The sequence below is a fragment of the Bacteroides sp. AR29 genome (assembly GCF_900217715.1).
Lineage (GTDB): Bacteria > Bacteroidota > Bacteroidia > Bacteroidales > Bacteroidaceae > Bacteroides > Bacteroides uniformis.
Map to the genome: position 1 here is coordinate 159422 of NZ_OBMS01000005.1, position 14865 is coordinate 174286.

At 50.3% G+C, this 14865-nt stretch carries 10 protein-coding genes; 9 read left to right on the forward strand and 1 reads right to left on the reverse strand.

Features of this window, described 5'->3' with window-relative positions; genetic code table 11:
- Positions 1-21 precede the first annotated feature (21 nt).
- The 7 genes from CSD97_RS04765 (at position 22) to CSD97_RS04800 (ending at position 10574) form a co-directional block, all read left to right on the forward strand.
- Positions 22-1224 carry an ROK family transcriptional regulator gene (locus tag CSD97_RS04765; RefSeq protein WP_035447319.1) on the forward strand — a complete coding sequence of 401 codons (1203 nt, stop codon included), beginning with the start codon at positions 22-24 and terminating at the stop codon, positions 1222-1224.
- Positions 1225-1700: 476 nt separating this feature from the next.
- On the forward strand, positions 1701-2852 hold the full coding sequence (locus CSD97_RS04770; protein ID WP_229079537.1) for a hypothetical protein: 1152 nt from the start codon (positions 1701-1703) through the stop codon (positions 2850-2852).
- 1 nt (position 2853) lies between these two features.
- Complete coding sequence (locus CSD97_RS04775) at positions 2854-3621, forward strand: M15 family metallopeptidase (RefSeq protein WP_022400968.1); 768 nt, start codon at positions 2854-2856, stop codon at positions 3619-3621.
- Between the two features lie 201 nt (positions 3622-3822).
- On the forward strand, positions 3823-5070 hold the full coding sequence (locus CSD97_RS04785; RefSeq protein WP_098032011.1) for an SAM-dependent methyltransferase: 1248 nt from the start codon (positions 3823-3825) through the stop codon (positions 5068-5070).
- 273 nt (positions 5071-5343) lie between these two features.
- Positions 5344-8112 (forward strand): TonB-dependent receptor, encoded by a 2769-nt coding sequence (locus CSD97_RS04790; RefSeq protein WP_098032012.1) that lies wholly within the window; start codon positions 5344-5346, stop codon positions 8110-8112.
- 60 nt (positions 8113-8172) lie between these two features.
- The gene (locus tag CSD97_RS04795) at positions 8173-9102 is read left to right on the forward strand and encodes a metallophosphoesterase (RefSeq protein WP_034532659.1); all 930 of its coding nucleotides are present in this window, start codon (positions 8173-8175) and stop codon (positions 9100-9102) included.
- Between the two features lie 179 nt (positions 9103-9281).
- Positions 9282-10574, forward strand: a complete 1293-nt coding sequence (locus CSD97_RS04800; RefSeq protein ID WP_098032013.1) for a WD40-like domain containing protein — start codon at positions 9282-9284, stop codon at positions 10572-10574.
- A 9-nt stretch (positions 10575-10583) separates the two neighbouring features.
- Here the strand turns inward: CSD97_RS04800 and CSD97_RS04805 are convergent, their stop codons facing one another.
- On the reverse strand, positions 10584-12389 hold the full coding sequence (locus CSD97_RS04805) for a mechanosensitive ion channel family protein (RefSeq protein ID WP_005830910.1): 1806 nt from the start codon (positions 12387-12389) through the stop codon (positions 10584-10586).
- Positions 12390-12557: 168 nt separating this feature from the next.
- Here CSD97_RS04805 and CSD97_RS04810 point away from each other — a divergent pair, with 168 nt between their 5' ends.
- Complete coding sequence (locus tag CSD97_RS04810; protein WP_229120115.1) at positions 12558-13538, forward strand: calcium/sodium antiporter; 981 nt, start codon at positions 12558-12560, stop codon at positions 13536-13538.
- A gap of 150 nt (positions 13539-13688) precedes the next feature.
- A complete protein-coding gene (locus CSD97_RS04815; RefSeq protein ID WP_005830912.1) occupies positions 13689-14825 on the forward strand; it encodes a hypothetical protein in 1137 nt (378 codons plus the stop codon).
- Positions 14826-14865: the final 40 nt, after the last annotated feature.

Below are 14865 nucleotides of genomic sequence, written 5' to 3' on the forward strand. Positions count from 1 at the left end.
ATAACATAAAAATACATACATATGAAACAGAACTTATTAAAAGAAATGGAAACCGGGAGCAAGAATGCACTCTTAAAAAAAAGGATCATCACACATTATATATATAATGGGAGCTCCACTATTACCGATTTGGCCAAGGAACTCGATCTGAGTGTGCCCACAACCACCAAATTCATCAATGAAATGTGTGAGGACAACTATATAAACGACTATGGGAAACTGGAGACCAGTAGCGGCCGCCATCCAAGCCTATACGGACTCAACCCGGAATCAGGATACTTCATTGGAGTGGACATTAAGAAATTTGCCATAAACATCGGACTGATCAATTTCAAGGGGGATATGGTGGAAATCAAGATGAACATACCATACAAGTTCGAAAATACACAGGAAGCTTTGGAAGAACTGTGTGCACTCATCCGAAACTTCATAAAGGGAACGGAAATCAACGACAAGAAGATAATGAACATCTGCATCAACATCTCCGGAAGAGTAAATCCGGAATCAGGATATAGTTTCAGCATGTTCAACTTTTCAGAGCGTCCTTTGGCGGATGTACTGAATGAAAAGATAGGATACCCGGTCTGCATAGACAACGACACAAGGGCCATGACCTATGGAGAGCATATGCAAGGATGCGTCAAAGGGGAAAAGGACATCATCTTTGTCAACATAAGCTGGGGACTCGGAATCGGCATCATCATAGACGGGAAGGTATACACGGGAAAATCTGGATTTTCCGGAGAATTCGGGCATGTCAATGTTTTCGATAATGAAATACTGTGCCACTGCGGCAAAAAAGGATGCCTGGAAACGGAAGCCTCAGGATCGGCACTACACCGCATCCTGTTGGAAAGAATCGGTAGCGGAGAAAGTTCCATACTATCAAAACGGACTGCAGAAAATCCGCCCACCTTGGATGAAATCATCACCGCAGTCAATAAAGAGGACTTGCTATGCATTGAGATAGTGGAAGAAATAGGCCAAAAACTGGGAAGGCAAATAGCTGGATTAATAAGCATATTCAATCCGGAACTAGTAATAATCGGGGGTACACTATCATCAACAGGAGACTATATAGTGCAGCCAATCAAAACGGCAATAAGGAAATACTCATTGAATCTGGTCAACAAAGACGCCACGGTGACTGTTTCCAAGCTAAAAGACAAGGCTGGAGTAGTTGGGGCCTGCATGCTGGCACGGAGCAGAATGTTCGAAATTTAAAACGACCATTGCCAGCATAATGGGATTGACAAAGAGTATACCAAGAACGCAACTATCATATGCAAAAATATTGAAAAAGCGAGTCAGTAGTTGGTTACTGATAAAAGCACAGAATAAACCAGCATCATGATAACCGATTTCCAATACTGCCTCATATTGTGGAATTCGAAAATGCAGATTATTAAACTGTCAATAAAGAGAAGATGGAATCTATAGGATATACTCGGAAATATTACGAACATAACAAAGATTTGGGAAAGTATACCCTAAGATAAGGACAGAAAAGCAAGAAGCCATCATTACGGGTATCTATATTACTATAATTCCCTATCTGTAGCCTGCGTAGTGGGTTTAGGTGACGGAAAGAGGTTGTGGCAATCACAATCTCTTTCTTTTTATGATACATGGGGCAAGCTGTTGCATTTCAGATAAAATCCTTTACCTTTGCCGGCAAACACATTTATCAAGATATCAGGATGAAGAAAGTATTTAAATTGGCCGGAGGATTCATGGTCGGGGCATGCATCGGCTTTGTAGGAATAATAGGTGTAAGAGTCCTGGTTTTAGGAGACTCGTTCGACGGTTTACACAGCAAGTTTGCCGAAACCGGCATGCTGGAGACAGTAGGAGTTTCCTTGTTAGCCATACTGATTCTGCTGTTCTCCATCTTCCTGCAAGTGCTTCTGCACGAAGGCGGGCATCTTGTCTGCGGACTGGCAACCGGCTACCGCTTCGTCTCCTTCCGCATCTTCAACCTTACCTTCATACGGAAAGACGGGAAATTATGCATCAAGCGTTTCAGCCTTGCCGGAACGGGAGGCCAATGCCTGCTTACCCCACCCGAAAGGCCTCTTGAAGATATCCCAACCACCTTGTACAACCTGGGTGGAGTGCTTGCCAACCTGCTGACCGCCATCCTTGCCTTCCTCCCCCTGCTGACCGTAGACGGGCTGCCTTACCTGCTGAAATTCTTCCTTCTGATGCTCTCTTTGATTGGCATTCTCCTTGCAGGGATGAACGGCATCCCCATGAAGATGGGCGGCATCGGCAATGATGCCGACAACATGTGCCTGCTTCTCAAGGACAGCAAGAGCAAGCAGGCACTGGTCACCCAGCTGCGCATCAACGCATTGGTGCAAGAGGGCATGCGTCCTAAGGACATGCCTGCCGAATGGTTCAGCCAAACGGAAGACATCAACTACAAAGATGCCCTGCAGGTCACCATAGCCTTGATGAGCGCCTCGCGCCTGCTCGACTGCGAAGAATGGGAAGCCGCCTACAATGCATTTGAGAAAATAATGAGCCACCGGCACGAAGTCATCGGGCTTTTGATAAAGGAAACCGCTTGCGAGCTGCTCTTCACCGCATTGGTGACAAAGAGGACCGCACGGGCAGAAGAATTATATACCGATGAGCTGGATACCTACATCCGGCAATATAAGGATGTGACGTCTTCCAAACAGCGGCTGCTCTGCGCCCTGGCACTCTACCGGGACAAGGACACAGCAAAAGCAAAGGAGATTTACGAAGCCACCTGCCAACGGAAAAACAAATACTTGATGCAGGGAGAAGTCAGTTCGGACATAGCCTTGATGAAATCAATCCTTACCGCCAAGAATGCCTTGTAAGATGGAACGATATTTCTTTTACTTGTTATATCTGCTGCTTGGCTGCTCACTATGCGGTTGTAGCAGAAAACAAGCGCCAAAGCAGACACAAGACCCAGATACGGAGACCACCATCCCGTACGCCGACACCATAGCGGCACCCGTCCCTCCGGCTCCGGCCAAAAGCCGAACAGCCCGCTACCTGGACTCCCTCGGTTTCGTCAGCATCGCCGAAGCGGACAGCAGCATCGCCATCGACTTGATGTACACCCGTGCCGACAATTTCACCGGAACCCTATTGTACGAAGACCTGAAAGAAGCCTACCTGCACCCCGATGCCATGAAAAGCCTGAAGCGGGCACAACGCCTGCTGAAAGAACAGTACCCCGGCTACAGCCTTATCGTCTACGACGCAGCGCGCCCCTTGTCCGTACAGCAGAAGATGTGGAACGTAGTGAAAGGAACCTCCAAATACATCTATGTCTCCAACCCCTCACGCGGCGGCGGCCTGCACAACTACGGGTTGGCAGTGGACATCAGCATACTCGACGATAAAGGAACCCCTCTGCCCATGGGCACCCCGGTAGACCATCTGGGCAGGGAAGCCCACATCACAGAAGAAGCCGTGCTCGTGGCACAAGGCAAGCTGACGGAACAAGAACGTGAAAACCGGCTGCTGCTCCGGCAGGTAATGAAAGAAGCCGGATTCCACCCGCTACCCAGCGAATGGTGGCACTTCAACCGCGTCAGCAGGCAGACGGCAAAGGAGCGATACCGGGTCATCCCTTAACTCTCACCCCCAGCTTGTCCGGAAACTTAAATTTGCTATCGCTTTGACGCGGATGACGCAGATGACGCGGATTTTTAATATTCTTAATCTGTATTATCAGCGTCATCTGTGTCTGAAAAATAATCAGACAGAAAGCTGCGAATTTATGCCCCACTTTGTCCTTTTTGAGATAACTTTGCATCAGAATAAATAAGCCAAGCCATGCCTTTATCCCAAGACACCCTCCGCTTCATCCGCGAGCATCGCCGCGACGACGTGCGCAGCCTTGCCTTGCAGGCACGCCGCTACCCTTCGGTAGACATGCCCGCCGCCATCACACAGATTTCCGGCTGGCAGATTGCCAAAGAGAAGATACCCGCATGGGCCGAGAACGAGCATATACTCTACCCCGCCCACCTTTCTCTGGAACAATGCTCCTCCCAAGCAACGGCACAGTATAAAGCGGAGATTATAACTAACCTGCTACATACAGAACAAGAACATCCCGCGCAGAACAGTACCCCCGCATCAGCCGGCACCTTTACCGACCTCACCGGAGGTTTCGGCATCGACTGCGCCTATCTCTCCTCCCGCTTCGGGCATGCCACTTACGTCGAGCGCCAGGAAACCCTCTGCCAGATAGCCGCACACAACTTCCCTGTCCTCGGCCTGAACCACATCTCCGTCTGCCACGCAGACAGCGTCTGCCATCTGCAAGAGATGGAGCCCGTGGACTGTATATTCATAGACCCTGCCCGCCGCGATGGACACGGTGGAAAGACCGTAGCCATCGGCGACTGCGAACCCGATATAGCCGCCCTCGAAGAACTGCTGCTGCGCAAGGCAAGACACGTACTGGTAAAACTCTCCCCCATGCTCGACCTCACCCTCGCCCTGAACGATTTGAAGCATGTCCGCCAGGCACACATCGTCTCCGTGGGCAACGAATGCAAGGAACTGCTGCTCTTGCTGGGACAAGGCGAAGGAGTGCCGGCAGACGACATCCCCATCCATTGCGTCAACTTCACCGGTGTACCGGCTCCCCAAGCCCTCGTCTTCACCCGCCGGCAGGAGAAGGAGCGTGCATGCCCCTACACCCCTCAACTGAAATCATACCTCTACGAACCGAATGCCTCCGTGCTGAAAGCCGGTGCATTCCGCAGCCTCTCCTCATTGTATAAGGTGGAAAAACTGCATCCCAACAGCCACCTCTACACCTCGGAGCACTTCCTGCCGGACTTCCCCGGCCGCAAGTTCCGGATTACCTCCTCCTGCGGCTTCGGCAAGAAAGAAGTGAAAGAGATGCTGGCTGCCGAGAAAAAGGCGAACCTCACCGTGCGCAACTTCCCCGCCACCGTGGCCGAACTGCGCAAACGACTGAAATTGGCCGAAGGGGGAGGCACTTATCTCTTTGCCACTATTCTGGCAGACGAGAAGAAGGTACTTATCCGCTGCCAGGCTACGGGATAAGACACCAACCCCTATACCTTCCCCTGCACGAGATGTACATCTCATGTTGCTCGAGATGTACATCTCATACAGTCCGAGATGCACATCTCGTGCATCTTTAGCATCAGTCTGCCAGATGACGGCAAAGGGAGATACCGCCGAAAAGGTACTACCTCCAAGAATTTATGTAACCTCATTGTAACTGAATCGTTATCTGTTCTTCAACGCTCCGCAACCTCCACGTAACGGCAACCCTCTACTTTTGCGGCAGATTATTAACAGATAATAACAAGTATGAAACAGATTTTGAGAGCATTCTTATTCTTACTCCTATTCACCGCCACCGTCAATACGGCCATTGCCGACGAAAAAGCAAATGTCACGAAACAAGGAACTGTACGTGGACGCATCATCGACGCCACTAAACAAACTCTCCCGGGCGCATCCATCTACATCGAGAAACTACACACTGGCGTGACGAGCGACGTCAACGGCTTCTACACTTTCTCTAACCTTGACCCGGGAACCTATACAGTAAAGGTGAGCTACGTGGGCTACTCTCCCGTAGAACTGAAAATCACCATCCCCGCAGGCCGTACACTGGAAAAAGACGTCGTACTGAACGAAGGCGTGGAGTTGCAGGAAGTGGTGGTAGGCGGCGCCTTCCAGGGACAGCGCCGTGCCATCAACTCACAGAAAAACAACATGGGGATTACGAATGTAGTCTCTGCCGACCAGGTAGGCAAGTTCCCCGACTCCAACATCGGTGACGCCCTTAAACGCATCTCCGGCATCAACGTGCAGTACGACCAAGGCGAGGCACGCTTCGGGCAAGTGCGGGGCACGAGTGCCGACCTCAGCTCCGTCACCATCAACGGCAACCGCGTTCCCTCTGCCGAAGGCGATACGCGCAACGTACAGCTCGACCTCATTCCGGCAGACATGATTCAGACCATCGAAGTGAACAAGGTAGTAACCGCCGATATGGACGGCGACGCCATCGGCGGCAGCATCAACCTCGTCACCAAGAACTCCCCCTACAAGCGTACCATTGCCGCCACCGCCGGAACCGGCTACAACTGGGTGAGCGAAAAGGCGCAACTGAACCTTGGCTTCACCTACGGCGACCGCTTCTTCAACGACAAACTCGGCTTGATTGTATCGGCCTCCTATCAGAACTCACCTTCCGGTTCCTACGACACCGAATTCGTGTGGGAGCAGGACGATGACGGCAAGACGTACGTCAACGACTACCAAATCCGCCAATACTACGTCACCCGCGAACGCCAAAGCTACTCTGCCGCACTGGACTGGGACATCAATGCCAACCACAAACTGACCTTCAAAGGCATCTTCAACAACCGCAACGACTGGGAGAACCGCTACCGTACCACGCTGAAAGACCTTGACCCCGACGGCAACGCCACTGTACGCATACAGACCAAAGCCGGTACGCCGGACAACCGTAACGCCCGCCTGGAACGCCAGCGCACCATGGACTTTGCCCTCGGCGGCGAACACCTCTTCGGCGCCCTCTCCATGGACTGGCACGCCAGCTATGCCAAAGCCAGCGAAGAACGTCCCAACGAACGCTACATCGACTTCCAACTGAAGAAACAGAAGTTCGACATGGACCTGAGCGACGAACGCCAACCCTTTGCCAGCCCCAAAACAGGCTCTACCATGACATTGAACGATGAATTCAGCCTGAAAGAGCTGACGGAACAGCAGGAAGACATCAAGGAGCAGGACCTGAAGTTCTCCGCCAACTTCAAACTTCCCTTCAAGAACGGCAACAAGCTGAAGTTCGGCGCAAAGGTAGTGCGCAAGACCAAGGATAAAGAAGTGGACTTCTACGAATACTCTCCTCTGGACGAGGATGCCTTCATGACGAACAGCCTGGCAAATACAGTGGACCAGACCAACAAGAACTTCATGCCCAACAACAAATACCAGGCAGGCATCTACGCCAGCAAGGAATACACCGGCTCTTTAGACTTGAACAACGCTTCCCTCTTTGAGAAAGAGCAGGTGCAGGAAGAACTTGCCGGAAACTTCAACGCCCGCGAAACCGTGACTTCCGGCTACCTCCGCTTCGACCAAAAACTGACAAAAGACGTGGAACTGATGACCGGACTTCGCATAGAGAACACCAACCTTGCCTATACGGGACGCACCTACGATGCCGACGAAGACCTCACCAGCAAGACCGACCGTCAGCGCAACAGCTACATCAACTTCCTGCCGTCGCTGCTCGTAAAGTGGAATGTAAACGATGACTTCAAAGTGCGCGGTTCGTTTACCCAAACCTTGTCACGCCCCAAATACTCGGCCCTCGTGCCCAGTGTGAACATCAAACGTTCCGACAACGAAATCACCATCGGAAACCCGGAGCTGAAACCTACCGTCTCCTACAACTTCGACTTGAGTGCCGACTACTACTTCCGCAGCATCGGTCTGATAAGCGCCGGCATCTTCTACAAGAAGATAGACGACTTCATCGTAGACCAGGTGAGCACCAACTACGAATACCAGGGTAACACCTACACCCGCTTCACCCAACCCAAGAATGCGGGCAACGCCAACCTGGTAGGGGTAGAGTTATCCTACCAGCGCGACTTCAGCTTCATTGCTCCCGCTCTGAAATGTGTAGGTTTCTACGGAACGTACACCTACACCCACTCCCGTGTGGAAGACTTCAACTTCGAAGGCCGCGAGAATGAGAAAGACTTGAGCATGCCAGGCTCTCCGGAGCATACCGCAAATGCTTCCCTATACTTTGAGAAAGGCGGTCTGAATCTGCGCCTGAGCTATAACTTCGCTTCCGATTTCATCGACGAAATGGGAGAAAGCACCTTCTACGACCGCTACTACGACAAGGTGAACTATATGGACGTAAACGCCAGCTATACCTTCGGAAAGAAGTTCAAGACTACCTTCTACGCCGAAGCCAACAACCTGCTGAACCAGCCGCTACGCTACTACCAGGGCACAAAAGACCGTACCATGCAGGCAGAATACTACGGCGTGAAAGTGAATGCGGGAGTGAAGATTAATTTTTAAACAGCGAATTCTATCTCAACAAGTTATCAACATTAACTACTCAACAATTTAATAATGACAATGAAGAAAATATTCCTTTTACTGTTTATTGCCCTACTCGGCAACGCAGCCATTGCCCAAATCACCGATTACTCCATCTTCGACAAGAAGTTCAACTTCTACGTAGCCAACGACCTCGGCCGTAACGGCTACTACGACCAAAAGCCCATCGCCGAACTGATGGGACAAATGGCAGAAGAAGTAGGCCCCGAATTCGTTCTTGCCACCGGCGATGTACACCACTTTGAAGGCGTACGTAGCGTGAACGACCCGCTTTGGATGACCAACTACGAACTTATTTACAGCCACCCGGAGCTGATGATAGACTGGTTCCCCCTGCTGGGCAACCACGAATACCGCGGCAATACGCAGGCTGTGCTCGACTACAGTAATATCAGCCGCCGCTGGACCATGCCCGCCCGTTATTATACCAAGACGTTCGAGGACAACGGCGCTACCATCCGCATCCTTTGGGTAGACACCGCCCCGATGATTGACAAATACCGCAACGAAAGCGAGACCTATCCCGATGCCTGCAAGCAGGATTACCAGCAACAACTTTCCTGGATAGATTCCGTACTGACTACCGCCAAAGAGGACTGGGTTATCGTTGCCGGACACCATCCCATCTATGCCGAAACCCCGAAGGACGAGAGCGAACGTGCGGATATGCAGGCACGTCTCGATCCCATCCTGCGCAAGCACAAGGTGGATATGTACATCTGCGGGCACATCCACAACTTCCAGCACGTACGCGTGGCAGGCAGCGACATCGACTATATCACCAATTCTGCCGGTTCGCTCGCCCGCAAGGTGAAGCCCATCGAAGGGACCGTATTCTGCAGCCCCGAACCGGGTTTCTCCATTGTATCGGCCAGCAAAAAGACACTGGAACTGCGCATGATTGACAAGAAAGGGAATGTATTGCACACGGTGACGCGCAGCAAATAATCCAAGCCGGCACGCAAGCAGGCGCATTCCCCCGAAGCCCTGCCGAACAACCACTTTCCTCCCACGAAGCAAAAGACCATGTTTCGTAGGAGGATTTTTCCATCTCATACGACAAAAACAAAGCCTATCCGCAGGAATACAAGAAAAAGCCCTATATTTGCATTTGTCAATACATAACTATGATGAAGAAGATACACTTCCTGCTACTAATCAGCCTGCTACTTGCCGCTTGCAGTGATGACGACAAAGAGAAACAATCCGCTTTTGTGACCAATATCACCATATCCGATGCCGGAAAGACCTTCAATCCCGGTGATGCCGTGACCGTCAAAGCCGACGGCTTGCAGAGCGGCGACCAAATCATATTGGACATCTACTGGCCGATAGCCGACAATCCTCTCTTTCCCGAAGGGTATTCACGCTACACACGCGCCGTTACCACGGAGCAAACCACCAACAGCATTACTTTCCTTGCCCCCGGACACTGGCCCGCCTCACGGGTAGAAATGTTCCTGGAACGGGCAGGACAGCTTCAGCCTCTCGGCCAGATTTCGGTAGCCGACGGACAATCCCCCGAAGAACCATATCTCTACGGTATCACCAACTCCCACGCCATTTACACACCGACCGTTCCCCGCGGCATCACCCGTATCGACCTGGTAACACAAGAAATATCGGAAGTAATCCAGTTCCATGACGACGAAGATTTCCACCTTGCCGCCAACATCCCCGGCACCAACATCCTCTGCGGGATACGGGAGAAAGACGGCAGTAGTTTCATCGATGGATACGACCTCTGCATGCACTATTGGTGTAACCCGGTAGAACGTAACGCAATTACCATCTGCTCGGACTTCAACAACACTGTTTCCCTGGAAATGGCCGGAGATAAGCTCCTCACCTACTGTAGCATCTCTTATCCGGTATATACCCGGTTGAATATGCCACCGATACATACTCCCGAAATACCATTACCGGATGGACTGAGGCCCGAATCCCTCTCACGCTATCCGGGCGTGATAGCCGACGCCCACATGCTGCTCTCGGCCAACAACGGCGACGGCACCTTCTCGCCCGTCGTGATAGACATCGCCAAAGAAAAGATGCATTGCTACGACCCCATCAAGGCCGAAGCCTTGATACCTTTCCGGATTATGGAACCATCCCCCGAAAACCCAAACAGCCTGCAATGCAAAGGAGGCTATATCGTTTCCCGTGCCAATGGTGGAGATACGCAATTCTGCTTATGGGATACTACTGCCGGAAACTTGAAAGAGTCTTTCGCCACCTACCCCAACGCCGTACGCTCCGCTACCATGTACTACTCCAAGGACGGGCAGACAAGGAAACTCTACGTGCAGTTTGCAGGCTATCGTGAAGGCGACTTCATCGAAACTTATGATTTCCAGACAAAGAAATGGAGGATGTTTATGTTCTACGTACCGTTTGCAGAGATTTTACTGGCACGATAACCGGCTCCCTTACTGCTTTTTCTCCCGCAAGTCATCCTTGGGTATGGTCGTCTCACTGCCGTCACGCGTAGCTATGTAGTGAGGAGACATGATTTCGATGCCTGCTTCGTTGAAGGCATCCTGGATATTCTGATGCAAATCAGAGTAAATCTGGCTAAGGCTGTTGGCATCCCTGATATAGGCATTCACTTGATAAACCGGATAATAATCCTGAAGGGAAGTCTCCAATACAAACGGACGGGGATCATCTATCACTCCAGGAGTATTCAATGCAGCCTCTATCAACAGCTGATGTGTCTTCCGCCACGGAACATCGTAGCCAATACTGACCTCCGAATGGATAATCAATCCATACTCACGGGCAGACTGGCTGTAATTGACCGTATGGGAAGACATGATGAAAGAGTTCGGAATGGTCACCACCTCATTCTTCGGGGTACGGATGCGGGTGACAAGCGGCGTTTTCTCAATGATGTTGCCCGTAGTATCGTTCAGCTTGATGCGGTCACCCAGCTTGAAAGGCCGCATGTAGGTTATGACCAGTCCTGCAATGATATTGCCGATAACCGTACTGGAACCGAGCGAAACAATCAAGCCGACAAACACGGAGATTCCCTGGAAGACTCCCGACTTGGAACCCGGCAGATAAGGGTAAATCATGGCAATCATAAACGCATAAAGCAAGAAGCGCACAATATGATAGGTAGGAATGGCCCAATCCGGATAGAAGCCGTTTATCTTCAGCCGTTCAGCCTGCACCTCATTGGCAAGATAACGCACCAGTCTGACCAGATACTTCACCGCATAGCATATCACAAAGATAGTGAACAGATTGGGTATATAGTCGGCTATTCCATTCAAGATGACCTTTATAGGATTCCAGATGTAGGAGAATAATGTATAAGCCAAGCTCTTGGTCTGAGGGAAAATGGAGAATAATAACGGAACCGTCAGCAGCAACTGCAACAGCATGACTACATAACGCACCAGGTTGGCAACAAACACCAGCAGGTTGACCTGCTTCTGCGTATCCAGCAATTCATAATCCTGAATAGAGATCGGTTTCAGCTTGGTATCCTTCAGCTTCTGAATGCGTAGTTTGAGTTTTCTGAACAGCCAGTTGGTAAACTTGAACAAGAAGAACTGTCCCACAAGCACCAGGATAAAGTACAAGATACGCTTACCCAACTGCCACAAGCTATGCTCCTTCTGCATGGCTTTCAGTTTGTCCACCACGACATGCCTCTTGCTGGCGGCCAGCTGGTCGCGGGTACAGTTTTCCCACAAAGCATCCTGATCGGTAAAGGAAATGATGACCTTTTCGCCATACATCAAGTCCGTAACAATATCCGTACTCTCTAAATAAACAGAGTCCGGACGCAGATTGAAACGCGTGCCCAATGCTTCGATGACGTTGCTTACATCTTTGGCTCGCTGTTGGGGCGTATGCCCTCCACGCTTGGCATACAGATAGAACAAAGTGTCCTTCTCCACCACCACCGGAATACCCGGTGTCACCGTCCGCAACGAATCAATGCGTTGTTTCTGCAATGCCAGCTTCACCGAATCGGCCGCATAGCCCGCCAACTTCATCTGCTCCATTTCCATCCGCAGGTTCGCCTCATTCAGCCGGGCTGTTTCCAACTCCTGCCGGACAAGCGACAACTGAATCGAATCGGAGTCAGTCCTTGCCACTGTGACACTCCCCACACTATCCTCACCTAAAACACTGAGCACTTTATCTACCAACTGAGCTGACACTCCGTCCGCCAGCATCAACAGCCAACAAAGACAGAAAGCACGGATAACCTTCATATATAAACTTCTTGATTTGATTCTTTAATTATGCAAATATACCCAATAAATGCTTCAAACATACGGAATGTTTTTAACTTCCTACTCTAATCGACATAACTTTTTCATGCAAACATGAAAGTTCTGTATCCGGTTTGCACTATCTTTGTACTCAAAATTGACATACCTATGGATATATTGTTTCTTGTCGGAGGACTGCTCCTCATTCTTCTGGGTGCCAATGGCTTGACAGACGGTGCCGCATCCGTTGCCAAACGTTTCCATATACCGTCCATCGTCATCGGGCTTACCATTGTTGCCTTCGGCACTTCCGCACCGGAACTCACCGTCAGCATATCCTCTGCTCTCAAAGGCAGTGCAGACATTGCCATTGGCAATGTGGTGGGAAGCAATACGTTCAATACCCTGATGATTGTGGGTTGTACGGCCCTTTTTGCCCCGATAGCCATTACCCGTAACACACTGAAACGCGAAATCCCCCTTTGCATCCTTTCATCCTTCGCCCTGCTGATTTGTGCCAACGACGTCTTACTGGACAGCAGTGGGGAGAACATACTCAGCATCACCGACGGCCTATTGCTGCTATGCTTCTTTACCATTTTTCTGAGTTATACTTTTGCCATTGCAAAAAGGGATGGAAGTATGAAGGAACCGGAAAAGGAGCACTTACAGGAAGAAGACGAAATCAGGCTGTTACCCGCGTGGAAGTCCGCCCTATACATTATCGGTGGACTTGCCGGCCTCATCATCGGAGGTAATTTTTTTGTAGACGGTGCCAGCGGCATAGCCCGCGGATTGGGTGTCAGCGAATCCATCATCGGTCTCACGCTCGTAGCAGGCGGCACTTCATTACCCGAACTCGCCACCTCCATCGTAGCCGCCTTGAAGAAAAACCCCGAAATAGCCATCGGAAACGTCATCGGAAGTAATCTCTTCAATATATTCTTCGTACTGGGTTGTTCGGCCTCCATCACTCCACTGCGTCTGACGGGCATCACCAATTTCGATTTGTGGGTACTCGTAGGGTCCAGCATCCTGCTTTGGCTGTTCGGTATCTTTTTCGGGAAACGCATCATCACCCGGGTGGAAGGAAGCATTCTGATTCTCTGCTACATTGCCTACACAGCGGTACTGATATACAACCTCTAACAGCAAATTTACAAACACCCTACGCGGTATTTTAAAGATTATCACGTATTTTTAAATAAGGCAAGCTGTACCTCGGCATAAAAAATAAGCAAGCTTATTTTGTTCTGCTCTCAGTTTGCATTACCTTTGTGGTCTCAATATTGAACAACTATGGCAATTACAATCAAGAAAGTAACCACAAGACGGGAACTGGAGCGCTTTATCCGTTTCAACTACCTGCTATACAAAAACAACCCTTATTCCGTCCCCGACCTTTTCGATGACATGCTCAACACCTTCAACAAGAAGAAAAACGCTGCATTCGAATTTTGTGAAGCCGACTATTTCCTGGCTTATCGGGAAGGTAAAATCGTAGGACGTGTAGCTGCCATCATCAACCACAAGGCAAACCAAACCTGGAACAAAAAGGAAGTCCGCTTCGGCTGGATAGACTTCATCGATGATGCGGAAGTCTCCGATGCCCTGATTCGCACCGTGGAAGAATGGGGAAAAGAACGGGGAATGACACATATACAAGGCCCGCTGGGATTCACAGATTTCGATGCCGAAGGTATGCTCATCGAAGGATTCGACCAGCTCAGCACCATGGCCACCATTTATAACTATCCCTACTATCCGCAACATCTGGAACGCATGGGCTTTGAGAAGGATGCCGATTGGGTGGAATACAAAATCTACATTCCCGACGCCATACCCGACAAGCACAAGCGCATCTCCGATCTCATCCAGCGCAAGTATAACCTCAAGGTAAAGAAATACACATCTGCCAAGAAGATTGCCCAAGACTACGGTCAGGCCATCTTCGAACTGATGAACGAAGCCTATCAGCCACTCTATGGCTATTCTGCACTGAGCCAACGGCAGATTGACCAATACGTCAAGATGTACCTGCCCATCCTCGACCTACGCATGGTGACATTGATTACCGATGCCGATGACCAGCTGCTTGCCGTAGGCATTTCCATGCCGTCACTCGCCGAAGCGTTGCAAAAAGCCCACGGGCGTCTGCTTCCTATGGGTTGGTATCACCTGGCCAAGACCATCTTCTTGAAGAAATATCCCAAGATGCTCGATTTGCTGCTGGTTGCCGTGAAACCGGAGTATCAGAACAAGGGGGTAAATGCATTGTTGTTCTCCGACCTTATCCCCGTCTATCAGCAACTTGGTTTCGAGTATGCCGAGAGTAATCCGGAGCTGGAATTGAACGGCAAGGTGCAGGCGCAATGGGAGTACTTCAAGACGGAGCAGCATAAACGGAGAAGATGCTTTGTGAAAGGAATAAAATAAGTTCTAAATCCAGAATATAAGCTTGTCAGAAGTCCATAAA